Origin of the sequence: Wolbachia endosymbiont (group A) of Rhinocyllus conicus (assembly GCF_947250775.1) — a bacterium.
Classification (GTDB): Bacteria; Pseudomonadota; Alphaproteobacteria; order Rickettsiales; family Anaplasmataceae; genus Wolbachia.
Window position 1 is genome coordinate 1614095 of the sequence record NZ_OX366349.1, and the last position, 24978, is coordinate 1639072.

Consider the following 24978-nt stretch of genomic DNA (forward strand, 5'->3'; position numbering starts at 1 on the left):
CACTGGGATGGCTTTGTTGCATCACACTTTATGAGATGGTGATTTATGGTAAATTCATGTAACTATCTCAAATTTAGCCATACCAATATCAGTGAATTTATTAAGCAAATAGCATTTGATTAGCAGTTCTTTTTCTCGATTTATCTCAGATTTATTCCTAAAACTAAATCCGAATATTTGCTTTAATCTTGAGAAAAACCCTTCAATATAAGATCTTTTCCCATAATTTACTTCTTTTTTCCATTCTTTCATGCCATCTTCACCGTATAATTTTATTAACCTAATAGCAGCATTCCTGTCAGACATATAATCTATTTCTGGATGTTCTGCCGCATTGTTTATTGGTGGAATTTTTGTCTTTATATCATATTCGTTACACAACTTATAAAACTTGTGCCTATCACATGCTCTATCTGCATATAGTGCTTTTATGGCATGCTGAAAATCAACTTCTTTTAGCAAATCACAAGCTCCATAGTGATCAGAGTAGACACCGTTACTGTATTTTACAGCTATGGCTTTTTTGTTGTTTATATTCAACATTACGTGCAATTTTCTCGTTTGCTCATAGCCACGATATTTTCTGTCAGTGCTATTTTCCTTGCTGTGACCAGGAGTGTTGTTGTATATACTAATTCCTGTACTGTCCATAGCAATTTCGATATCTTCCATATTATTTTTATCAATTCTGCAATCATTTATCTTAATATTAAGTTTCTTAAACCTTCTTGATGCTTGTGAATAGCTGATAACTGCCAAATCTCTTCCTATTTGTTGCAAATACCCTTTTATAAACCCGACTGTTTGTCTTAAACCAATTCTAAAGAAACTGACGATTATATGCACCAAAATCACAACTTTATCACTATAAATATAGTTGCCGCCCTGCATTTTTGGACAATTCTCGTACCAATTTTCTATGGCGTCATTGATATAACAAAAAATGCTTCCTCTTTCTTGGAGAAATTTGTTATATTCATGGCAGTTACTGACTCTCATTTTTTGTGGCATATTTTTTCTTCAACGGTTAAATGGCTATTTATAATGAATTTTGTCAGTAACTGCCAGTTCTTTTCACTTGAGCGATGCAACAAAGCCCACTGGCATCCAGTTTTCCATATAATCTCATCGAAAATGTTGTAACCACTTTCTATGCTAGTTTGCTTGCTTACAAGCAAACTTTTCTGGATCCCAGTGGGCTTTGTTGCATCGCTACTTATGAAAGGCTAACTATAGCTAGGATTATAAGCAACCTATTGAAAATCTTGTTTTTTTGCAATCAATCTGATCAAATTTAAGAATAGTAATTTATTATTTATATTAATAAACTTAATTCTATTGAAAATAGCTAAAGCATTGAAATTCTTGAATTTTAGCCGGATTAGTGAGTGGTAGTGAAATTTCTTTTACTCAAATTTAGGTATTCACTGACCGTTCTTGTTATAAATACCAGAATAATAAGCTACTGATATTCTCCATCTTTTTTATCTTTAATCCATCATAGCTAGCGATGCAACAAAGCCCACTGGGATGACACCGTCATAAAGGAACTAGTGTCAGCTACTTGGATGACAGGAGAATGACACCCTCCTGGTAGGCCCAAATTGCAATGTTCGTACAGTTGTGGACGTCGAGCCTATCCTAGTGTTGCATATCAAGCTCATACTCAGTATGTAAATCTTTGACCAAAGCTACAACGTATTCTTTTTGAACAATTATACTGATTTTGATTTCGGATGTTGTGATAGCAAGTATTTCTATCTTTTTTTCGCTTAAAACCTTGAGTGTGCGGTGTATCACTTCAGTGTTAGACATAACACCAATACCAATTATTGAAATTTTAGCTACATTATCGTTTATAGCATAATTTTCATTCTTATTCAGTAACTTTTCCATTAAATCAATATCAAATTTGGAGATAACAAAACTTGACCCATGTATCATATCAATTTTAACGTTTGCCCCTACTATACCTCTTAAAGTACGCAAGTTATTTGCAAGGTTAGTGAAAGTTACAAGAGCTTCATTAGTGCTATAAGCTATTCCAGTAATTAAGTATCTCTCTAGTACATCCCTTTTGTGTAGTACTGTGGTGCCTTCTACTTCTTTAAAAGTGGATAGCACTTGCACTTTAATGTTATGCTTCATTGCAAGTTGTACTGAACGATTATGCAGTATTTTAGCACCAGATGACGACATTTCCAACATTTCATCGTAAGAGATAAATTTGAGCTTGCGTGCCTTTGGAACAATTCTCGGGTCTGCTGTATATATTCCATCAATATCAGTAAAAATTTCGCAAGTTCTAACACCAAAGGCTACCGTGAAGGCAACTGCTGATATATCAGAGCCTCCTCTTCCAAAAGTAGTGATTCTATCATCATTTATACCCTGAAAACCAGCGATGATCGCAGCAGTATAACCCTCAGCAAAAGATCTTTTCACACGGTCAATCTTTATTGTTTTTATTTTAGACTCAGAATAAAAATCATCAGTTACAATCGGTAACTGCCAGGCAAGCCACGATTTAGCATTAACTCCGATCGATTGGAGAGTGATAGCTAATAGACCGCAAGAAATTTGTTCTCCTGCTGAAAGCATAACGTCATACTCTGATAACTCTTGTCTGCAACTTAAATTTGAGATTTGCCTAGCCTGAAAAGCCATTTGGTCAGTAAATCCTGCAACAGCAGATACAACAACGATTACATTACAACCTTTCTCAATATCGTTTTTTATCAAATTTGCAACTCGGTTTAAATCAGTTAGCGAAGTCCCACCAAATTTTTTTATGATTATTTTGTCCATAGTTACAATATAACTCTCTTCTGAAGAAAAATATAGTTTTTGTAGAGATAGAGGTTGTCCGGAAACTAGAATTAAGGTAGAGTATAAGATGTATGGTTCCAGAGTGTGATGGTGTGGATCTATTATAAATAATTCAGGAGACTTTGTTAACTGAGAACATATAAATTCAAAAGGCGTAAGACCCCTAAGAGCTTTGAGTCTCTTTGCATAATTGTAGGCCATAACAAAGTCATAAAGATGCTCCTTAAGTTGCTGATGCGAACGATAGTAATATTTCTTAACTGTAGCATTCTTTAAAGTTTTATTCATACGTTCAACTTGTCCATTTGTCCAAGAATGGCTAACTTTTGTCAGACGATGTTCAATGTTATTTTCTTCACAAACTCTATCAAATATGTGTTGGAAGGCGTATTTATGGCGCTTCTGATTTGTAAATTGTATGCCATTATCTGTCAAAATAGTGTGGATTTTATACGGTAAAATTCTAATCAGATTACCTAAAAACTCAGCAGCTATGGGTTTTGTAGCACTTTTGTGCAACTCAACGTAGGTGAATTTGATCTATTGCAACAAACAAATACAGCTTTCCTTCTTCTGTTCTAACTTCCGCGATATCAATATGGAAATAGCCTATAGGATATTGTTTGAATTTCTTTCTTGGTTTAACTTCACCATCGACATCTGGTAGTCTGCTAATGTTGTGCCTTTGTAAACAACGATGTAAGCTGGAGCGACTCAAATGTGGGATTGAGGTTTGCAAAGCGTAGAGACAGTCATCTAATGGCAATAGAGTATGCTTACGAAATGCAACACTCCTCTTCTAAAGTTAAAACAGTTGATCTTGGATGCTTTGGACCCATACCAGCATCTTTGGTAAATGAGCGTTTTCTCCACTTAATAATAGTTTTTGGTTTAAGGTTTGGAGAGTTTTGCTATGCTCTCTTTACTATTTTGTATTGCTCTACGAATTGTCTCTGTTGTTCTGGCGCACCCATGTAATACTTGTCCCATAATTCCTCCCTTGATGATATTTTTTTCTCACATTTTATCATACCATCACACTCTGGAACTGTACATCTAATACAATTATAGAACAAGTTTAAAAGTTCTGGTAAAGTAGTTTTATTTACAAAGAATATGCTACTTGAAATTGAAAAGCGCAGCATAACAAATGCATTGTGGAAGTTGCAAGAAGCAGATCAAAGGGAAATCTTAACTCTTATACAGAGATTTGAGTTGCCAGAAGTACTAGCAAGAATATTGGTTACTCGTGGTGTTAACATAGAAAATGCAAGCGACTTCTTATATCCACTAATCAGATTGCTATTACCAGATCCCTTTCACCTTCTTGATATGGATAAAGCTGTTTCTCGTATAATACGGGCAATAAAAAATAATGAAAACATTGCAATATTTGGTGACTATGATGTTGATGGTGCAACGTCGTCAGCATTGATTAACAGGTACCTGAGAGCAATCGATATACACTCTATAATCTACATTCCAGATCGTGTTGATGAGGGCTATGGATTAAACACAGATGCTTTATTACAACTTAAAAAAAACGGGATCGATTTATGTATTTCCGTTGATTGCGGTACGCTTGCATATCAACCAATAGAAGATGCAAAGGTCTTTGGTCTTGATATTATAGTTGTCGATCATCATCTTGGTACGGAAAAGTTACCAAGCGCCGTAGCAGTTGTTAACCCAAACCGCCTTGATGAAAGCTCTCCTTATACTAACCTTGCAGCAGTTGGAGTGTCATTTCTGCTGATTATTGCTCTTAATAAAAGCCTACGTGAGCAAGGATTTTTTACCAACAAAAAAGAACCAGATTTATTTGATCTGCTGGATTTAGTTGCCCTTGGAACTGTTTGCGATGTTATGCAGATTACAGGCCTCAATAGAGCATTTGTCTCACAAGGATTAAAAGTTATGTCAGCAAGAAAAAACGTTGGCTTGCGTGTTTTATTTGATGCTTTGGGGATCCTTGAAAAACCAAGTGTTTCACGATTAGGGTTTAGTATTGGGCCATGCATAAATGCTGGAGGAAGAATTGGAGAAGCATCGCTCGGTGCAAGGTTGCTTTCCACCGATGATGATGAAGAGGCACATTCAATCGCGCTAAAATTAATAGATTTGAATAATGCAAGGAAAGTGTTAGAAAATGAGGCTCTCTTGGAAGCTACAGCACAAGCGGAAAAATTTGCCCAATTAGGTGTAAATTTTATAATGGTAAGCGGCAACTGGCACCAGGGAATAATCGGTATAATTGCATCGAGGCTAAAGGAGCAGTTTCACTTACCAACAATAGTGATGTCTTTAAACAATGGAATAGGAAAAGCAAGCTGTAGATCAATTTTGGGAGTTGATATCGGTGCTGCAGTCCTTTCCGCAAAGTTTACAAATTTAATTATTGAAGGTGGTGGCCATAGTATGGCGGCAGGATTTTCAATTAAAGAAGACAAAATAAATGATTTGCATGATTTTTTTACTGAAAGATTTTCAAACTCTATAAATGAGAAAACTTTAAAAGCTGATAGTATAGTAACTGCTAAAGCAATAAACTTATCTCTGTGGAACCAACTGCAACGCTTGGGACCATTTGGAGTTGGGAATCCTGAACCAAGGTTTATCATTCAGGGAGCAAAGATAAGAAAGCCTGAAGTTATAGGAGTTGACCATATAAAATGTTTTATTGCTGATGATAATGTTATGGTAAGAGCTATTGCATTTCGCTCTGCAAATACTCACCTTGGCTCTGCTATCATGCAGGGTAATGTTAAAGCCATTTTGGGTAAAATCTCTATGAATTACTGGAATGGCAATGAATTTGTACAATTTTTAATAGAAGATGTATTGACCATTAGTTGAGTTACTATTTTACAATAATTACCTATCAATCTCACCAAAAACTATATCGAGTGAGCCAATAATTGCTGCAACGTCGGCAAGCATGTGTCCTTTTGCCATAAAATCCAAAGCTTGTAAATGTGCAAAGCCAGGTGCTCTTATTCGGCATCTATAAGGTCTATTGGTACCATCTGAAACTATATACACTCCAAACTCACCTTTTGGTGCCTCAACAGCTGTGTAAGCTTCACCTTTTGGTACGTGATATCCTTCTGAGTAAAGTTTAAAATGGTGAATCAGAGCTTCCATAGATTTTTTCATCTCTGCTCTTGGCGGTGGAGAAATTTTTCTATCTTCAGTTTTTATTGGGCCTCCAGGCATTTTCTCTATACACTGCTTCACCAAGCTAACAGACTGCCTAATCTCTGCCATTCTAACTAGATAACGGTCATAACAATCGCCATTTTGGCCAATAGGTATATCAAAATCTAGCTGATCATATATTTCATATGGCTGGCTTTTTCGCAAATCCCAAGCAAGCCCAGCAGCACGCAGCATTGGTCCACTAAAGCCCCAGTCAAGTGCCTGTTTAATTGATATTTCACTGATTCCTACAGTGCGTTGCTTCCATATCCTATTTTCTGTTAAAAGTTCATCAACATCGTCTATATACTTTGGAAATTGCTCTATAAACTTTGCAATATCCTCAATCAAGCCTTCTGGAACATCTGCTGCAACTCCACCTGGTCTGATGTAAGCTGCGTGAAACCTTGCGCCTGAAGCTCTTTCGTAAAATTCCAGTATTTTTTCTCTTTCTTCAAAGAGCCATAAAAGAGGGGTCATTGCTCCAACATCAAGCGCTTGAGAAGAAACGTTCAGTAAATGATTTAGTATTCTCGTCAGTTCACAGAACAAGACACGTAAATACTTTGCCCTAATTGGAATTTCGCATTGCAACAATTCCTCTACACATAGTGAATACGCATGCTCTTGTGACATTGGTGACACATAGTCAAGGCGATCAAAATAAGGCAAAGCTTGAAGATACGTTTTATGTTCTATTAATTTTTCAGTACCACGATGCAAAAGCCCAATATGAGGATCAGCTCTCTCAACCACTTCGCCGTCCATCTCTAAAACAAGGCGCAACACTCCATGTGCAGCTGGGTGCTGAGGGCCAAAATTTAACATCATTGTCTTTAGATCGGGCATGTCCAGTAGTTTAAGATATTAAAATTGTATAGGCTAAAGTGCGCTCAAAGTCAATAGACTTCTTGCATAGGCTACAACTGTCATTCAATAGAAACAAAAACTTTTACAATGCTAATAAGTGTTGGTAAAACTAAGTCACTTTAGCTATAGAATGACAAAAAAGGTTTGCATTAGCCAAATTTTTAGTTGAGGTAGCATAAGAGGTTAAAGGAAAAGCTTTGTGTTAATGGATTCATTTCAGGTATAATACAGATAATACCACAATACTTATAAAATGGATCATGTTGTTAATGCGTACAATAGACTTGACACTCCTATAGTTAGGGGAGAAGGGGCATATCTTTTTGACAAAGATGGTAAAAAATATTTAGATTTTGCTGCAGGTATTTCTACAACTTCTTTAGGGCATTGTCATCCATACATTACAGACAAACTGAAAGAGCAATTGAGCTCACTATGGCACTGCTCTAACATTTTCACTATTCCCGAGCAAGAAAGGCTTGCTGACCGTTTAACAACCCTTACTTTTGCAGATAAAGTTTTTTTCTGCTCAAGTGGGCTTGAAGCAACAGAAGCTGCAATTAAGTTTATTCGTCGTTACTTTTATTCAAAAAGGCAAGCAAAACGTAATCGTATTGTTACAATTGAAGGAGGGTTTCATGGCCGCAGTATTGCTGCAATTTCTGCTGGAGGCAATGAAAAATCACGCGAAGGTTTTGCTCCGCTCCTTTCTGGTTTTGATAAAGTGCCAAGAAATGACATTAAAGCTTTGGAGAAAAAAATCAGCGATGAAACAGCTGCTGTGTTTTTAGAGCCCATACAAAGCGAAGGCGGAGTATATCCACTAGACGTAGAATATCTTCAAAAAGTAAGGAAAATAACAAAAGCTCAAGGGATAATTTTGTGCTTTGATGAAGTGCAATGCGGATATGGACGCATCGGTTCTTTATTTTATTATCAAAATGTCGGCATTGAACCTGATATGCTAACCTGTGCAAAAGCTATGGGTAACGGTTTTCCTCTAGCTGCATGTTTAGTAAAAGATTACATAGCAGAAGCAATCACTCCAGGAACTCATGGATCAACCTATGGTGGCAATCCACTTGCCATGACTGTTGGTAATGCAGTGCTCGATATAATGCTAAAAGAAGGCTTTTTTGATCATGTTAAGAGAATTAGTAAATATTTAAAAGAAAAGCTGTTGCCTTTAGCTAAAGAATTTCCTGAGATGATTTCAGAAGTTCGTGGAGAAGGGTTACTAATGGGAATAGAACTAGCAACTCCTGTAGCTGATAAAGTTATTAGTCGATCTCTTGATAAAGGTTTAATAATAACTAGGGTTTCAAACAACAAAGTAGTAAGGATAACCCCACCACTTATCATTGAGGATGAGCATGTGAATGCGGCGTGTAATATGCTTTATGATTTATTTTTTAAGATTAAAGATATATAAAATTCGGCAATATAAATTCAGGCTTGCAAATACCTCTCATAACATGTAAAATTAATTTTATTTTTTATCACAATAACATCGTACTTTAATGGATTGGTTATTGGTCTTAGTATCATCAGCAATTTTTATTTTGTTAATTTTATCGTTTTTGTTCTCAGGAGCAGAAATAGGCTTAACCTCAATTAGCCGTTCTCGAGTTAATAAGCTAAAGCTAGACGGTAACAAAAGAGCCAGGATAATAGACCGCTTATTAAATAAGAAAGAATTGACAATAGGAACGGTATTGCTCGGCAATACAATTATTAATATTACTTGCTCTGCTTTATTTACAGCAATATTTATCAATCTTTTTGGAAATGAGGGCATTCTCCTATCAACAATTATAATGACATTTTGTATTTTATTATTCTGCGAAGTTCTACCAAAAACTTATGCTATTCAAAATCCTGAAAAATTTGCATCATTTTCTGCTTATTTTGTATTGTTTTTTGTAAAGATTTTTTCTCCATTGACGCTAGGTATTCAATTTATTGTTAACCTCATCCTGAAATTATGTGGGCTGCATAAAGATAAGGAAGTAATATCTGCAGCGGATGCAATGCGTAATATGATTACTCTTCACCGCAGTGAAGGAACTATGTTACAACAGGATTTAGATATGCTAAGCAGCATACTTGATTTGGCTGAGACAGAAATATCACAAATTATGACCCATAGAAGAAATTTATTTTCTCTTGATATAAATCGAAGTAAAGAAGAGTTAATAAGGGAAATTTTAACTAGCAGTCATAGTAGGATACCTTTATGGCAAAAAGAACCAGATGATATTATCGGTGTAATTCACGTGAAGGGTCTAATAAATGCCTTGCGTGAAAAGAATAATAAAGCGGAAGAAGTTGACATTACCCAAGTTATGTCAAAGCCTTGGTTTATACCAGAAAGTACACCGCTCAGCGTGCAACTTCATAACTTCCGTAAGAACAGGAAACACCTTGCATTTGTTATTGATGAGTATGGAGCACTGCAGGGAATTGTAACTCTTGAGGACATACTGGAAGAAATAGTTGGAGAAATTTCGGATGAACATGATTTGATCACGGAGAATTTCATAAAGAAAATATCTGACAATATGTATCACATAGAAGGAAAATCTACTATTAGGGACATTAACAGGCAGTTACACTGGAATCTCCCTGATGAAGAAGCTACAACTCTAGCAGGTATGATTGTGAATGAAATAGAGCGCATTCCTGACGAAGGCGAGGAGTTTTCCATGTATGGTTTTCGCTTTAAGATTTTAAAAAAAGATAAAAATATTATTACTGTTGTTGAAGTGCAAGTAAAAACTGGTAATACTAGTAGCAGCAATTAATTAGTGGAGTTTCATGGAAGATACAGTAAAAATAACGGCTGAAGAGTTGAAGGGTTACATAGAGAGAATCGAAAAACTTGAACAAGAAAAGAGGGATGTGCAAGATCACATTCGTGATGTATATGTAAAAGCCGCAGATGAAGGTTGGGATATAAAAGTGATGAAACAAATTATTAGGCTGAGGAAGATGGATGATGATGACAGAGAGGAACAGGAAATATTGCTTGATACCTATAAACGTGCATTGGGAATGAGCTACGAAGAAGAGTTAAGTGAATAGCAGAATTGTAATTGGAATAAGTGGAGCATCTGGTTCTATTTACGGTGTACGTATTTTAGAGGCGTTAAGAAATATTAATAGATCTCTTATCCCTGTCATCCGAGTGGCTGACACTGGGATCCAGGGAAAAGGAAATATAGATTCCAGCGTCACGCGCTGCAAATTTGGTTATGAAACTCATTTAGTGATAAGTCGTGCTGGAAAAATAACTCTAGCTCATGAGATTAAAGAAAAACTTGAAGATATTACATCACTTGCAGATTTTTACTATTCTGAAGAAAAAATAGGAGAAAAAATAGCAAGTGGCTCATTTAAAACCTCAGGAATGATTGTAGCACCATGCTCTATGAAGACAATGTCTGAAATTGCATCAGGTGTTACTTCCAATCTATTGACAAGGGCTGCAGATGTAACGCTAAAAGAAAGAAGAAAATTAATTCTTATGGTGCGAGAGTCACCACTACATCTTGGGCATTTACAAAATATGTTAAAATTAACGGAGATGGGAGCAATAATTGCTCCACCAGTGCCTGCTTTCTATATTAAACCAAAATCGTTGGATGATATTATTAATCATTCTGTTGGCAAAGTATTGGATTTATTTGATATCAAATTACCTGACTTTAAGGAGTGGCAAGGAAGTGACAATTATTATTGATGGTAAAAAAATAGCAAACGACCTATGTGAGAGGCTATCACAAAAAATTGATATTTTAAAGAGAGAGCATAATATTTTTCCTTGCCTGAAAGTAATTCTCGTGGGCAGCAATCCAGCAAGTCAGGTTTATGTTCGCAACAAACAGAAAAAAGCAGAGTCAATAGGCATAAGTTCTGAGACCATTGTTTTACCTAATAATATTTCAGAAGATGAATTGATTGAAAAAATCAATGAGTTAAATGAAGATCCATCTGTGCATGGCATTTTAGTGCAGTTGCCTTTACCAAATCACATTGGTGCAAGCAGAGTCATTAATTCAGTAAGTGTGGAAAAAGATGTAGATGGCTTCCATGATGAAAACGTTGGCAAATTAGTTAAAGGTGAAAAAAACTGCCTTATACCTTGCACTCCTAAAGGTTCTTTGCATTTAATTAAATCAATTGAAGAGAACCTTTCCGGTAAAAACGCAGTGGTGATTGGTAGGTCAAATATCGTGGGTAAACCAATGTTTCACCTGCTATTGCAAGAAAACTGCACTGTTACCATCTTGCATTCACAAAGCAAGGATTTAGCTGAATATTGCTCTAAAGCGGATATAGTAGTTGCAGCAGTCGGAAAGCCAAATTTTGTTCAAGCAGACTGGATAAAGAAAGGTGCAATAGTGATCGATGTTGGCATAAATAGCGTTAACGTAGGAAAGCTTGTAGGTGATGTTGACTTCGAGGGAATAAAAGGGAAAGCCAAAGCTATTACTCCAGTACCCGGGGGCGTTGGCCCAATGACCATTGCATTTCTAATGATGAACACTGCCATTGCTGCTTGCTTACAGAAGGGAGTTGATGCTTCTAATTTCATTAGTTGAGGTATGAAGAGGAAAGCTATATGAAGATAGACATCTCACAATTAATAAAAAATTGAGATTTTTGAAATTCCTCAGTAGTCAAATTTATTAAATATTTAGGATCATCATCTATTCTTTTTTCTCTACAAGTATAGTATTTTCAAAAGCGAATGATAAACGTCTAAAATGGTATTACCAACTAAAAGGTGTAAGTCTGTACATTGATGCATTAGAGGTCTGAGGCGACTTTTGATGATGTGCCAACAATGCTCTATCGGATTTAGATCAGGTGAATATGTTGGAAGATAAAGCAAATGACAGCCAAAAGACTCTATTAATGACTTTGTTTTGGGAGTTTTATGGAATGTAGCATTATCCATAACTATGGTTGTATTACGCTGCAATTGTGGTTCGCTCTAACCATACATTAAATACATCTTTATTACACCCTCCTGTGAAGGTCATTGGTGCAATAAACTTCTTTTTAATCCATCCACCTATTATACTCACTCTTTCCCACTTTTTTCCTGGAACATCAGCATATATTTTTTCTCCTCTTGGAGCTCATGCATATTCTCGGTATAGTCTATTATCAACTCCTGCTTCATCTATATATAAAATGCTACAGTGGTCTATTTTTGAGACTTTATCGATAAATTGCTGCCTATCTTCTTGATTGCGCTCTTGATAGAATGTGACTTTTTTTAAGGTTATTTTTAGCTGTTTTAACCTATACCAAATTGCACTTATTCCAAAGCCATTTTATACCTTTTTATCCCTTCTGAGGTAACCTTTTTTCAGTTAGCTATAGGTATAAAATAATGGAGTATGTCTCTCCATCATTCAACAGCAATCACAGTATGTTTTTACAAATTTGAAAATTAGTGTTAAATAAAAATATAAATGCAAAAGGAAAAGAAATGATTGAACTTAAAGGCCAAGAAATTTGTGCAGGCGGAAATAAGAAAAATTTGATTATTTTTTTACATGGTTGGGGCTCAAGTGGCGATAATTTCATTCACCTTGCTAAAGTTATGAGCAAGTTTTTACCCGAGTCATATTTTGTAGCACCCAATGCTCCGTTTGAAAGAGAAATAGGTGATGGTTATCAGTGGTTCAGCTTGGAAGATCCTAGTGAGGAAGCGCTATATAATGGAGTAAAAAATGCTACATCAATTGTAAATCATTTCATTGATACAAAATTAAAGGAGCTTAATTTAAAAGATACGCAACTTTCTTTGGTTGGATTTTCTCAAGGAGCAATGCTTGCAATACATACAGCTCTCACCCGCTCTCAATCCTGTGCATCAGTTGTTGCATACTCTGGTAGGTTTCTTTCACCTTCAAAAACTGCACCAGAGATCAAGTCAAAACCTAACATATGTGTTATCCATGGTGATGCTGACGACGTGGTACCTTTTTCGTCCCTCGACTTAGCGGTTAAAGCTTTGAAAGAAAATGGAATAAATGTTGAAGGGCACCCAATTCATGCATTAGGGCATATTATTAATGAAGAGGGGATAAAATTAGGAGTAGAATTTATCAAGAAGAATTTTAAAAATTAATTTTCATGCACTTGTTTTGCTTTGGTTATGGATATGTGGCTAAATTTTTATCGAAAAAACTGCTGAACTTAGGTTGGAAAGTCAGTGGCACATCAAGAAGTAAAAATATACAAAATGTAATCCTCTTTAATTATGAGAAAGTTAGTCAAGATCTGCTTAAAAGCGCAACGCACGTTTTAATTTCTATTCCTCCAGATGGTGATGATGTTATGGAGAGATATGGTGATTGCCTGCAAAATGTTAAATGGTTTAGTTATTTGTCTGCAACTAGCGTTTATGGTGATTACTCTGGTAATTGGGTGAATGAGGAATCTGAAACAAAACCTATAGAAATCAGAGGAGAAAAGCGCCTTAGATCTGAAAAGAAGTGGCTGAATAGCAAACTGCCTGTACATATTTTTCGTTTAGCTGGAATATACGGTCCTGGTAGGAACGTGTTAATTGACTTGCAGCTTGGCAAAGCAAAAAATGTGAAAAAAGAAGGGCATTTTTTTTCTCGTATTCACGTTGAAGATATATCGAACATTCTATTTTCTTCCATGCAAAACATAAAACCTGGTGAAGTATACAATTGTGCAGATGATTTACCCACTACACAATCTGAAGTGATAATGTATGCAGCCAAACTTCTCAATGTTAGTCCTCCAGAGCCAATTGAGGTTTCTTCCTTACCAGATTATGCACAGAGTTTTTATTTAGGGTCAAAAAAAGTAAGTAATGTTAAAATTAAAAAAGATCTTAATGTCTCTCTAATTTATCCTAACTATAAGGTGGGATTAGAGAGTTTGCATGTAAAAAAAACTGAAATCACATTAGAATGAAGTAGATAGACCTATTGTTTAGTTGTATCCGTTCAGCAAAGTGGCAAAATAGGTAGGCGAGATAAACCAAAAAATCAAGAAAAAAGTAAGTTTACAACAAATGGTCAGTGCTTGACACTGGAATCCAGCCTTTCCATAATCATCAAAAACATTGTATTTTAACGTAAAACAGCTATTTTTATGCTCACCAACTTAATAAAATTCCTGGATCCAAGTAGTCAAGGCACTGGGATGACAAAGGAGAGCAGTGTCAAGCACTGATCACTTTTGCTTCAATATTTGCACATTAGCCATGCCTTGAATCAATACGTTTAGTTCTGTAATTGTGTCCGCTCAGACTAATGTTCTCTAGGTGAGATCGTGGAGTATTCGTTGCAGTATTTGGCTGTTCAATTACGCTAGTTGGTATAATACTTCTATTTCTTTCAAAATTTCCATCTCGTATAGCTTCCAGAACGCTTTTTCCTCCTAAAAGACAGTTTTCTCCTAAACTTTTCCCCTTATCTTCTAACTCGTTAAGCCTTGCTTCGCTCTCCTTATCAAGCTTTACTTCTATTTCATTACTATTTTCCTTAGGATTTAGATGAATACTGATTTTTCCTGCTTCACTATCAAAAGATAATGTTACACCTTGCTTACAAACGTCCAGATAATTTCTTTTTCCGTTGTAGCTTTCAACTCTTACTATACTTTTCCCAATTTGCAGTATACCAACTCTTAAGTTTAAACCTTCATTCTTTTCATTGCTTAGGATTTTTGCAACTTCAACAATACTATCTTGTGGATATTCTATATAAAAACATCCATTATCTATCTCTACTTCTAATTCATCCTTTTGGGTTTGCTTATTTTTGTTTACAATACTTTCATATGCTACATTTTCTAGATCGTTTTCAATTTCCTTACATTGTGCAAAGAGATCATTTACATAATCAGAATCAGAAGTTACATGTCCTAGCTCACCACCATCGAAAAGACCTCTTTCTACTTTCCCACCTTTTAACAATAAATCCCTAATGGTGTTTCTTATGATGTCTAAATTACCATCTTCCAGTGCTTCATTCGTGTTGTCATCATCTTGATCTTCATTGCTATAGGAAACATCCTGACCTCTCAGTGCATGTGCTTTACTGCTAGGGCATAGGCCTTCATTATTGATAACACCTATTATTTCTTCAAATATCAAATTTGTTACAGTTCTATAACGATCACCATAACATGAATTCAATCTTATCCCTTTCCTTAAGTATTCATCTGTTATGCGTTGAATAAGCCTTAAAGCACTTCCTTTGTTATTTTCTTCTTCCACCTTTTTCATCTCATTACAAAATTCATCAATCAGCTTCTTTTCATTTTCAGTTAATGGTATTTCTAGATCCATTAAAAGTGAGCCATCTTCCGAAAAACAAGAATAATCTGAACTACAGCTCGAATTTGAGTCCCCATCACTTGATTCAGGACAAGGCGTCTGATTACCATCAGCAGAACTATCATATGAATCATAATCACTAAAGTTCTGTAGTCGATCATCACTTTCGTGTTCATCTGTTTTGTTTGACAAATCACTGCGAGAGAACTTCATCGGATCTTTTATATTACTTCCAAACTTTGTTGATTATCACTTTCGCCTAACCTAATATCAGTTAGTGTTGGATCATATAATTCTTGGGTATTTTTTGCTTCTGTTTTCCTCGTCTTACGTAATGGATAAGGCTGATAAAATTGAGTTCGTTTCCTTTTTACCTTATTCATGTTGCATAACCGTTATTCAATAATTCTTTAACAAATACCATAATACATAGGCAAGTCAGTAAAAAAATTTGACTTACATTACTCTACCACAATTTTGAGATAGAGTAATGAATTATTTTCGTTTGGCATTTAAACGTTTTGTATCTGCTGTAATGATTTCACTTCCAATTTGCTATTCTTTACATATTGAATTGCAAGCACTAACGCTTTACTCCCAGAAGCTGTGGTGCTATAAGCTATATTTTGCAAAATAGCAGTTCTCCTGATATCTTTGCTATCTGAGACTGATTTCACACCTTTTGAAGTATTGATTACTAGATTTATTTTTCCATCTTTGAGCATATCAACTATGTGGGGTCTGCCTTCTCTCACTTTATTTACAGCTTTTGCAGCAATGCCGTTATTATTCAGATATAAAGCTGTGCCTTTGGTTGCATATATTTCAAAACTCAGTTCTTTCAACATTCGTGCAACAGGCAATATATACTCTTTATCATCATCTTTTACTGAAACCAGAGCTGTTCCTTCTATTGGTAACTTGTATCCTGCAGCCATGTGCGTTTTTGCAAGTGCAGCTTCAAACGATGAGTCAATTCCCATTACTTCTCCTGTTGATTTCATTTCAGGACCAAGTAGAGTGTCAATTCCCGAAAAGCGCGTGAATGGAAAAACAGCAGCTTTAACTGCAAAATGATTGAAAGGCTTGTTTTCCTGATTCAATTTTTTACCCAAAATAACCTGAGTGGCAAGCTTTGCAATAGGAATATTGATTACCTTGGAAATAAAAGGAACGGTTCGACTAGCTCGTAAATTTACTTCAAGTATGTATACATAACTCTCTTGAACAGCAAACTGAATGTTTATCAGACCTTTCACTTCTAGTGCAAGAGCTATTCTTTCAGTTTGGAGCTCGATCTCTTTTATTACTTCGTCACTCAATGTATTTGTCGGTATTGAGCATGTTGAATCGCCAGAGTGGATACCAGCTTCTTCAATATGCTCCATGACCGCTGCAATGAAAACTTTTTTCCCATCACACACAGCATCAACGTCAACCTCAACTGCATTGACTAAAAATTTATCAAGAAGCAGCGATCCGTGTTCAAAAATTTTGGTTTGATTCAAGACATACTCTTTAAAGCTCTGAGTATCGTGTCTAATCGACATAGACTGACCGCCGAGGACATATGATGGCCTGACTACTAGTGGAAACCCCACCTTTTCTGCGTTGGTTAACGCTTCTTTTACTGAATGGCAGATAGAACTTTCAGGTTGTTTTAAATTAAGTTGCAAAGCAAGGTTTTTAAACCTCATGCGATCTTCTGCAAGGTCAATAGAATCAAACGAAGTTCCCAGAATTTTGAAACCTCTCTCGTTAAGCACTTTGGCTAACTTTAAAGGTGTTTGACCACCTATTTGAACTATTACACCAACCAGTGTGCCATTTTCTTGCTCTTTACTTAGTATTTCAAGCACATCCTCTGCAATCAGTGGGGCGAAATATAAACGATCAGCGGTATCATAATCAGTTGAAACGGTTTCTGGATTACAGTTGATCATTATTGTTTCATACCCCATTTCTTTGGCGGCAGAAGCTGCATGTACGCATGCATAATCAAACTCAATACCTTGACCAATGCGATTTGGACCACTTCCTAAAATGACAACCTTTTCTCGGTCAGAAACATCTGCTTCGCACTCCATTCCCTCTGTCATCCGAGTAGCTGACACTGGGATCCATTCTTCCTTATCTCTGGATTCCAGCGTCACGCGCTGGAATGACATCATTGTGTTACCCTCATAACAGCCATACATATAAGCAGTGCTCGATTCAAATTCAGCTGCACAGGTGTCTACACGCTTATAAACTTGTTTAATGCCAAATTTTTTTCTTATTTCTTCAATTTGCTCTACTTTCTTATTGCTTAATTTTGCCAATCTTGCATCTGAAAACCCCATTTTTTTCAGCTCTAACATTTCATATGCAGTCTCAGGAAGGCCGTTTTCCTTGATTTTTTGTTCAGCTAATATAATTTGCTGTATATTCTGCAAAAACCATAAGTCATATCCTGTAATCGAATTTATTTCTTCTATGCTTATTCCATGACGCATTGCGTCAGCAGCAATCAGTAATCTGTTTGGCAGCAATTTTGCTAATTGAGATCTGATGTGATCAATATCAGTATTTTCAGGAAATACTTCATTAAGTCCCGTAAGCCCAGTTTCAAGCGAGCGAAAAGCTTTCTGCAGCGACTCATTAAAAGTGCGGCCGATCGACATCACTTCCCCCACTGATTTCATGGAAGTTGATAGTTCACAATTCGTCCCCTTAAACTTCTCAAATTCAAAACAAGGAATTTTAGTGACGATGTAATCAATCACTGGTTCAAATGCAGCAGGTATAACTGGAGCGCAATCATTACGTATCTCATCGAGTGAATAGCCGATAGCAAGTTTAGTTACAACTTTTGCAATAGGATAACCTGTTGCTTTTGAAGCAAGTGCAGAAGAGCGAGAAACCCTTGGATTCATTTCAATCACAACGAGGCTTCCATCTTCTTTAGGATTCACTGCAAACTGAACATTTGCACCACCGGCACTAACATCAATTTCTCTTAGCACTGCTATAGATGCATTTCTCATCTGTTGGTATTCTACGTCACGCAGAGTCAAAGCAGGAGCAACCGTGATACTATCCCCAGTGTGCACTCCCATTGGATCAATATTTTCTATCGAACAGACTATTATGCAGTTATCTTTACAATCACGGATAACTTCCATTTCATATTCTTTCCAGCCGATAATTGATTCATCTATCTGAACTTCATTTATTGGCGAAATTTTGAGAGCACTTTCTGCAATATTGAAAAACTCCTCTTTATTGTATGCTATGCCGCTACCTGCACCACCAAGGGTGAATGACGAGCGGATGATTGCTGGTAATCCAATGTAATCCAAAGCCTTTCTTATTTGTTCTTGATTTTTTATAATGATACTTTTGGGGTATTTTAGCCCTATTTTATCCATGGACTGACGGAATAACTCTCTATCCTCTGCTTTTTTTATTGCTTCTCTATTTACCCCTATTAATTCTACATTGTATTTGTCTAACACTCCATCATCTGCAAGTTTTATTGCGCAATTGAGTGCTGTTTGCCCGCCCATTGTTGGCAATATTGCATTTGGCATCTCCTTAATTATAATTTTCTCTATGATTTCAGGCAGTACCGGCTCAATATAAGTTGCATCAGAAAACTCAGGATCTGTCATTATAGTTGCGGGGTTGGAGTTAACCAAAATGACTTTATAACCTTCACTTTTTAATACTTTACAGCTTTGCGTTCCAGAATAATCAAACTCGCATGCCTGACCTATAACTATTGGGCCTGCTCCTATTACTAATATAGATTCTATATCTGTGCGTTTTGGCATAATTACAATAACGATTTCTGTTCAAATAATGTTACCAATCTTTCCTGTATATGTGAATTTTTATTAAATCTATTAGCTAACTGTTTTTAGGCTTGACGCATAACTGTACGAACATTGTGATTTGAGTCTACTAGGAGGGTGTCATCCAAGTAGCCTTCTTCTCCTGTCATCCCAGTGCCCAGACACTGGGATGGCTTTGTTGCATAGCACCTTAAGCAGTGATGGTTTACGACAAATTTATGTAATGATTTCAAATTTAGCCATACCAATATCAGTGAATTTGTTGAGCAAATAGCACTTAATTAGTAATTCTTTTTCACGATTTACTTCAGATTTATTCCTAAAGCTAAATCCAAATACTTGCTTCAACCTTGAGAAAAATCCTTCTATGTAAGATCTCTTTCCATAAATTGCTTCCTTTTTCCACTCTTTTACACCATCTTGTCCATATAATTTTATTAACCTAATAGCAGCATTCCTGTCAGACATATAATCTATTTTTGAATGTTCTGCTGCATCCTTTTTTGGTAGAACTTTTGTCTTTATATCGTATTTCTTACACAATTTATAAAGTTTGTGCCTATCGTATGCCCTATCTGCATATAATGCTTTTATTTTGTGCTGAAAATTAACTTCTTCAAGCAAATCGCAAGCTCCATAGTGGTCAGAGTAGACGCCATTACTGTATCTTGCAGCTATAGCTTTTTTACTATTCACACTTAACATAACATGTAACTTTCTTACTTGCTCGTAGCTTCGGTACTTTCTATCTGCACTGTTTTCCTTACTGTGGCCAGGAGTGTTACTGTAAATGCTGATACTTGTGCTATCTATGATAATTTCAATATTTTCCATGTTGCTTTTATCAACCCTGCAATCATTTATCTTAATATTAAGTTTTTTAAACCTTCTTGATGCTTGTGAATAGCTGATAACTGCCAAATTTTTTCCTATTTGTTGCAGATATCCTTTTATAAACCCCACCGTTTGTCTTAACCCAATTCTAAAAAGATTGACAATTATATGCACCAAAATTACGACTTTATCACTGTAAATATAGTTGCCGCCCTGCATTTTTGGACTATTTTCATACCAATTTTCGATAGCTTCATCGATGTAACGAAAAATATTTCCCCTTTTTTCAAGGAATTTGTTATATTCGTTTTGGTTACTGACTTTCATTTTCTGTGGCATATTTTTTCTTCAACAGTTAAATGGTTATTTATAATGAATTTTGTCAGTAGCCACCAGATTTTTTCGGTTGCTATGCAACAAAGCCCACTGGGATCCAGGAAACTTTGATTGTAAACTAATTTGGTAAGCATAAAAGTAAAACACAACGTTCTTGATTATGTTAAATTAAAAACTAGATCCCAGTGTCTGGGCACTGGGATGACATCCTTTCTAGTGTAATTTATTCGGGAGATTTGCTAAGCGGTAAGATTTTTCCTGATACGCTGCAATCGTTAGAAGCTAACTCCACAAATTTGTCTGTTAGTTTATCAGGTGACACCAATTCAGATCCAGGAAATGCCTGCTCACTACCCACAGGTCCTTTCGTGTATACAGCATTTACACATAATTTTGTATGTTTTGTCTCAGATGCATATATCTGCACCATTATTTCTAGTGCAACTTTACTTGCAGCATACGGCATCCAATATGGATAAGAGGAAGGAGAAAGTGTCACCTCTGAGGTCATGAATATCACTCTTCCAGCATTAGACTTCTTTAGCATTGGATCTAAGTTTTTTAGTAAGTACCAATTGGCAGTAAAATTTGTATTCATTACGTTCTGTAGCTCTTCAATCTCACAGTCGTGAATAGGGTTCAATTTGCCTAAAATTCCAGTACATGCAACTAATATATCAAGTGCTCCAGATTCTGATAATTTCAGGCTTTCTATCATGTTTGTCAGTATCTTTACATTCTCAAAGTCTAAAAGATCAAGCTGAATTAGTTTCACAGAGCCTTCTTTAAATTCTTCAAGCTCTTCAATTTCATTATATAGTGGCTTGAGATTATCAAGAGATCTTGAAATCAGAATCACACATGCACCTTCTTTTACAAATCTTTTTGCAACAGCAGAGCCTATTTCACCTGAAGCTCCGGTGATTAAAGCTACTTTACCTTCTAACTTACTCATTTCTTTCTCCTTAGCGAGATTCATTGAAATATTTTAGCTGAAAATTAAATTTTGCTCCATATATAAAAATCAAACTTAGCATATAAAAAAATAGTAATGACACTACCATACCACCTAAACTTCCATATATCAAATTCAGTTGATCAAAGGAAGCTTTTAAGTATTGCTTGAAAGCTGAAGCAGAAATTGTCCAAAGAATAACAGCCACACAAGATCCAGGAAAGACGTCTGATAAATTTTGTTTTATGTTTGGCAACATAAAATATAGCCAAGAGACTACTGTGAAAAGTACAAATTCAATGAGGAGATATTTAGTATAACTAATTCCCTGATAGGAAAAATCAATTAGCATTGGCACTAATGTAGAGAACACTATAGTTAGAGTTATAATAAGCGTGATCACTAAAAATTGTAATATACTGAGTACCCTTCTCCATATATAAGGCGGCGAAACCGGAATTTTATAAGCTTTGTTCAATACTGTTCTTAGCCCTTCAATTGTTGACGAGGCGGTCCAAACAGCACCTACAATTGCCAAAGTTAGTAAGCTTTGTGGCGGGCCTGATATTATCTCTCTGATACGCGGCATCAAAGATGCCAAAATATCCTGTGGCATGTTATCAATGATAAATACCCAGCCAATGTTATACTGGTCTAAGAAATTTGCGAATGTTGACGCCACAGCCATTAAAACAATAAGAAAAGGGAATATCGATAACAGGATTAAAAATGATAGATACCCTGCATGCTCCACTCCATCATTATGAATTGTGTCAATCAAAGCACGATAAAGGCAATAAACGATGCTGTAAAATTTCTGTAGCACTGTAATATAAACGAACCAAGAAAAGTATTCTAAATGAAATAAAGGATACTTTTAAGCAAAAAAATCCTCACCATTTACTTAAACTTAATCAATGTGATAGATAATCAAATATGAAACAGAAATTATAGGAGGCATAATGAAAAATTTTCTTCTACTTGTAGCTTTAATTCTCTCCTTTGCGTTTGATGCAAATGCTACTACTTTTGTTGATAAAAATGATACAACATCATCAGTCCGGTGCTAGCATTTCCTTGAGGATCAAGATCTACCAATAAAGTGCTTTTTCCCACAGCAGCAAAGGCTGTCGATAAATTTATACTAGTTGTGGTTTTGCCAACTCCACCCTTTTGATTTACTATTGCAATAATCTTGCTCACGCCTTTTATCTTATGTATAAAATAATTCTATTGTATATATGCAAGAAACTTTTGCATTAGAAAATTTTTTTGTTGCTAATCACACTAAAATTAGACTGTCTTTTTTGCTTTGTGTAACACACTTTGAACCTTGTTTCCTAATTCATTCAGAGTGAATGGTTTTGGCAAAAAGTGAAAATCTTCTATATTGATGTCATCACTCTTTAAAAAAGCATCTTCTGCATACCCAGAAATAAAAATAACGTTAATATTTGGCCTATGGATCAATGCTTCTTTAACTATTTCTGGACCACTCACCTCTGGCATGATTACATCAGTGATTATTAGATCTATGTGTTGATTTTTTTTACTGATTATTTCTAGCGCCTCGCTGCCTATGCTCGCTTCTATTACATCAAATCCTTTTCTTTTGAGTGCTTTAGAGATGAATTCCCTTACTGAATTTTCATCTTCAATCAATAAAATTATACCATTACCTTTAATTTCACTTACTACCGGTCTTTCTATTTCTTCACTATCTTCCTCTATCAGATTTTCATCTGATATGTAAACCATGGGCAAAAATATGCTAAATTTAGTTCCATGATTTACTTTGCTAGCAACATAGATGTATCCTTCAGTTTGTTTAATAATGCCATATACAGTAGAGAGGCCAAGACCTGTACCAGAGGTAATATCTTTGGTAGAAAAAAATGGGTCAAATGCCTTTTCAATTGTATCACTTGTCATTCCACATCCAGTATCAATTACTTCAATCACAACATAATTTCCATGTTCGATCGTTTCCTTGTCTGGAGAAAACATGTCCTGAGATGTAGAATTTAATGAGTCAATCTTTTGATTAAAGGTTCGTATAGTTAATTCTCCGCCCTTTTCCATAGCAGCACTAGCATTGACTGCTAAGTTAAGTATAACTTGCTCTAATTGCCCTTGATCAGCCCTAACAGCACCCAAGTCTCTACCATAATAAATATTAAACTTTATATTTTCACCTATTAATCTTTTTATCATTTCATAAAGATTAGCTATAGTACTATTTACATCAATAATTTTTGGCTGCAAGGTCTGTCTTCTTGAAAAAGCAAGCAATTGTCTTACTAAATTTGATCCACGCTTTGCATTTTGCTGTATCTGTATTATATCTCCAAAAGATGGATCACCAGCTGAATGTTGGAGTAAAAGCAAATCGCAAAATCCTATTATCCCAGTCAATATATTGTTGAAATCATGCGCAATACCACCTGCTAACTGCCCTATAGCTTGCATCTTTTGATAATGCTCAAGCTTTATCTCTAGGTTTTTGTGTTCAGTATTGTCAATAAGATAACAAAGTATGAAGATCATTTTATTATGAAGAAACTTATTGAAATATATTTTTATGTTATTATCGCCGTTGAGCTGTACATCAAAGGACGCATTATTTATTCTATTACTCGAAAAATATTCACGTATTTTCACATGATAACTGTCTAATATCAATGTAAAGATTGAATTATTATCTGACCCTGCAAGCTTTATTAGTGCCGTATTTTTCTTTACAAAGTTGCCGTTTATGTCACATTGTGCAATAGCAATTGATGAATTTGCAAAACAAGGGTGTAATTGATAATCAACAATATTTGATTCGGTTGGTGTTATAAAGCCATATATATAGCTATGGTTGTATTTATCACAAAATATAGCAGTGCTCATATAAGCCTTGAATGGAATACCACTTATAGTAAAAAACAAAATTTCATTATCGGTTGTTGTATTGTTATATTTAGATTGAGATATAAAATCACTGATTGAGCTACCTTTTTCCAGTTTTTTCAGTTCAAATATATCTAAAAATCTTTTATTTACAGATAAAATCACCCCTTTGGCATTTGCAATGTAAGTTCCTATACTGTGTTTTTCTATTAACTCTTCATATATCTGCTCCTTGTTTATCTGTGTTGCTTTTAACACAAAATACCCATCTGGCCTTGCTATTGGCACTAATGATAAATTTAAAATCTTATTACTATTTATAGCAATTTGGGGATTATCTGGTATCGGCTCAAAGAGCAAAAGAAAGTTAGATACTCTATTCTTCTTGTTTAAGGAAATGCATACTTGTACAGAAGAGTTATTTTTTAGTGCATGATAGAGTACTTTTTTGTCTTCTTCTGAAACATCTCCTATTTCAAAAATCTTGCCTAACGTAATGTCATCATCTATATGATCTTTAAACCTTTCGTAGAACCTTGCATCAGCATAAATAATACCCTCATCTCTATGTAAAATAAGGCAAAATTCTGTATTATGATTTAGTGCATTTGCAAATATTGCATTTTGAAATTCTATAGTATTAAGTAGGTGTCTGTAGCGTTTTACATTATATATCATAAAGAGAGTTGTTAGAATGCTAACTAATAAATTAATCTCTATATTAATATGCTGACTATATATATCAAAAAAGTAGAGTATCGATATTGCTACTGGAGGTAAGAGCATAATAACTGCCATCACAACAATTGACATTCCATAATTTCTTAGTATGAAATCAACCCTGTTCTCTTTTTTGTTATCTATGTATCTTTTATTCATTATTGTTA

The 24978-nt window shown here is 35.3% G+C and carries 22 protein-coding genes and 3 pseudogenes; 10 read left to right on the forward strand and 15 right to left on the reverse strand.

Features of this window, described 5'->3' with window-relative positions; translation table 11 throughout:
• Nucleotides 1-54: 54 nt before the first annotated feature.
• On the reverse strand, nt 55-1011 hold the full coding sequence (locus OOK92_RS07970; protein WP_253309764.1) for an IS5 family transposase: 957 nt from the start codon (nt 1009-1011) through the stop codon (nt 55-57).
• Between the two features lie 74 nt (nt 1012-1085).
• Between OOK92_RS07970 and OOK92_RS07975 the strand changes: the two genes are divergently transcribed.
• Complete coding sequence (locus OOK92_RS07975; protein ID WP_264735797.1) at nt 1086-1298, forward strand: hypothetical protein; 213 nt, start codon at nt 1086-1088, stop codon at nt 1296-1298.
• Between the two features lie 343 nt (nt 1299-1641).
• Here OOK92_RS07975 and OOK92_RS07980 read toward each other — a convergent pair whose 3' ends face one another.
• Together OOK92_RS07980 and OOK92_RS07985 are read right to left on the reverse strand one after the other, a co-directional pair.
• A complete protein-coding gene (locus OOK92_RS07980; RefSeq protein WP_264736415.1) occupies nt 1642-2808 on the reverse strand; it encodes an aspartate kinase in 1167 nt (388 codons plus the stop codon).
• Between the two features lie 90 nt (nt 2809-2898).
• Nucleotides 2899-3819, reverse strand: a pseudogene (locus OOK92_RS07985) (IS481 family transposase); the annotation flags it as partial.
• Between the two features lie 126 nt (nt 3820-3945).
• Here OOK92_RS07985 and recJ point away from each other — a divergent pair.
• A complete protein-coding gene (recJ, locus tag OOK92_RS07990) occupies nt 3946-5685 on the forward strand; it encodes a single-stranded-DNA-specific exonuclease RecJ (protein ID WP_264735798.1) in 1740 nt (579 codons plus the stop codon).
• Nucleotides 5686-5703: 18 nt separating this feature from the next.
• Here the strand turns inward: recJ and OOK92_RS07995 are convergent, their stop codons facing one another.
• On the reverse strand, nt 5704-6876 hold the full coding sequence (locus OOK92_RS07995) for an NADH-quinone oxidoreductase subunit D (protein ID WP_264731771.1): 1173 nt from the start codon (nt 6874-6876) through the stop codon (nt 5704-5706).
• A 274-nt stretch (nt 6877-7150) separates the two neighbouring features.
• On the opposite strand from OOK92_RS07995, the gene OOK92_RS08000 reads away from it, so the two are divergent.
• The 5 genes from OOK92_RS08000 (at nt 7151) to folD (ending at nt 11501) form a co-directional block, all read left to right on the forward strand.
• On the forward strand, nt 7151-8329 hold the full coding sequence (locus OOK92_RS08000) for an aspartate aminotransferase family protein (RefSeq protein WP_264735799.1): 1179 nt from the start codon (nt 7151-7153) through the stop codon (nt 8327-8329).
• 88 nt (nt 8330-8417) lie between these two features.
• Nucleotides 8418-9701 (forward strand): HlyC/CorC family transporter, encoded by a 1284-nt coding sequence (locus OOK92_RS08005; protein WP_253309372.1) that lies wholly within the window; start codon nt 8418-8420, stop codon nt 9699-9701.
• A gap of 13 nt (nt 9702-9714) precedes the next feature.
• Nucleotides 9715-9981, forward strand: coding sequence for a DUF2312 domain-containing protein (locus OOK92_RS08010; protein WP_064125346.1), 267 nt, complete (start codon nt 9715-9717; stop codon nt 9979-9981).
• Nucleotides 9974-10639, forward strand: a complete 666-nt coding sequence (locus OOK92_RS08015; RefSeq protein WP_264735800.1) for a UbiX family flavin prenyltransferase — start codon at nt 9974-9976, stop codon at nt 10637-10639. The genes OOK92_RS08010 and OOK92_RS08015 overlap by 8 nt, the downstream gene beginning before the upstream one ends.
• A complete protein-coding gene (gene folD, locus OOK92_RS08020; RefSeq protein ID WP_264735801.1) occupies nt 10623-11501 on the forward strand; it encodes a bifunctional methylenetetrahydrofolate dehydrogenase/methenyltetrahydrofolate cyclohydrolase FolD in 879 nt (292 codons plus the stop codon). The genes OOK92_RS08015 and folD overlap by 17 nt, the downstream gene beginning before the upstream one ends.
• Before the next feature lie 122 nt (nt 11502-11623).
• Here the strand turns inward: folD and OOK92_RS08510 are convergent, their stop codons facing one another.
• Nucleotides 11624-11860 (reverse strand): transposase, encoded by a 237-nt coding sequence (locus OOK92_RS08510; protein WP_353286753.1) that lies wholly within the window; start codon nt 11858-11860, stop codon nt 11624-11626.
• Nucleotides 11861-12400: 540 nt separating this feature from the next.
• Between OOK92_RS08510 and OOK92_RS08025 the strand changes: the two genes are divergently transcribed.
• Together OOK92_RS08025 and OOK92_RS08030 are read left to right on the forward strand one after the other, a co-directional pair.
• Nucleotides 12401-13045, forward strand: a complete 645-nt coding sequence (locus tag OOK92_RS08025; RefSeq protein WP_319803925.1) for an alpha/beta hydrolase — start codon at nt 12401-12403, stop codon at nt 13043-13045.
• A gap of 5 nt (nt 13046-13050) precedes the next feature.
• Nucleotides 13051-13866 (forward strand): SDR family oxidoreductase, encoded by an 816-nt coding sequence (locus OOK92_RS08030; protein WP_264735803.1) that lies wholly within the window; start codon nt 13051-13053, stop codon nt 13864-13866.
• 286 nt (nt 13867-14152) lie between these two features.
• Here OOK92_RS08030 and OOK92_RS08035 read toward each other — a convergent pair whose 3' ends face one another.
• From OOK92_RS08035 to OOK92_RS08070, 8 genes are all read right to left on the reverse strand, one after another.
• A complete protein-coding gene (locus tag OOK92_RS08035; protein WP_264735804.1) occupies nt 14153-15427 on the reverse strand; it encodes a hypothetical protein in 1275 nt (424 codons plus the stop codon).
• A 29-nt stretch (nt 15428-15456) separates the two neighbouring features.
• The gene (locus tag OOK92_RS08040) at nt 15457-15618 is read right to left on the reverse strand and encodes a hypothetical protein (RefSeq protein ID WP_264688451.1); all 162 of its coding nucleotides are present in this window, start codon (nt 15616-15618) and stop codon (nt 15457-15459) included.
• Nucleotides 15619-15747: 129 nt separating this feature from the next.
• Nucleotides 15748-19050: a carbamoyl-phosphate synthase large subunit gene (carB, locus tag OOK92_RS08045; RefSeq protein ID WP_264735805.1), complete on the reverse strand. Its 3303-nt coding sequence runs from the start codon at nt 19048-19050 to the stop codon at nt 15748-15750.
• Nucleotides 19051-19136: 86 nt separating this feature from the next.
• Nucleotides 19137-19304 carry a hypothetical protein gene (locus OOK92_RS08050; RefSeq protein ID WP_264735806.1) on the reverse strand — a complete coding sequence of 56 codons (168 nt, stop codon included), beginning with the start codon at nt 19302-19304 and terminating at the stop codon, nt 19137-19139.
• Complete coding sequence (locus tag OOK92_RS08055) at nt 19288-20244, reverse strand: IS5 family transposase (RefSeq protein ID WP_264735368.1); 957 nt, start codon at nt 20242-20244, stop codon at nt 19288-19290. The genes OOK92_RS08050 and OOK92_RS08055 overlap by 17 nt, the downstream gene beginning before the upstream one ends.
• A complete protein-coding gene (locus OOK92_RS08060) occupies nt 20229-20375 on the reverse strand; it encodes a hypothetical protein (protein ID WP_264735807.1) in 147 nt (48 codons plus the stop codon). Before OOK92_RS08060 ends, OOK92_RS08055 begins: the two co-directional genes overlap by 16 nt.
• Before the next feature lie 89 nt (nt 20376-20464).
• Entirely contained in the window at nt 20465-21220 is a 756-nt protein-coding gene (locus OOK92_RS08065; RefSeq protein WP_264687976.1) for an SDR family oxidoreductase, read from the reverse strand.
• The gene (locus tag OOK92_RS08070) at nt 21207-22022 is read right to left on the reverse strand and encodes a YihY/virulence factor BrkB family protein (protein ID WP_264735808.1); all 816 of its coding nucleotides are present in this window, start codon (nt 22020-22022) and stop codon (nt 21207-21209) included. Before OOK92_RS08070 ends, OOK92_RS08065 begins: the two co-directional genes overlap by 14 nt.
• Nucleotides 22023-22158: 136 nt before the next feature.
• Here OOK92_RS08070 and OOK92_RS08515 point away from each other — a divergent pair.
• Nucleotides 22159-22263, forward strand: a pseudogene (locus tag OOK92_RS08515) (TrbC/VirB2 family protein); the annotation flags it as partial.
• Here the strand turns inward: OOK92_RS08515 and OOK92_RS08075 are convergent.
• A pseudogene (locus tag OOK92_RS08075) lies at nt 22256-22399 on the reverse strand (ParA family protein); the annotation flags it as partial. The pseudogenes OOK92_RS08515 and OOK92_RS08075 overlap by 8 nt on opposite strands.
• A gap of 90 nt (nt 22400-22489) precedes the next feature.
• A complete protein-coding gene (locus tag OOK92_RS08080; RefSeq protein ID WP_264735809.1) occupies nt 22490-24970 on the reverse strand; it encodes a response regulator in 2481 nt (826 codons plus the stop codon).
• Nucleotides 24971-24978: the final 8 nt, after the last annotated feature.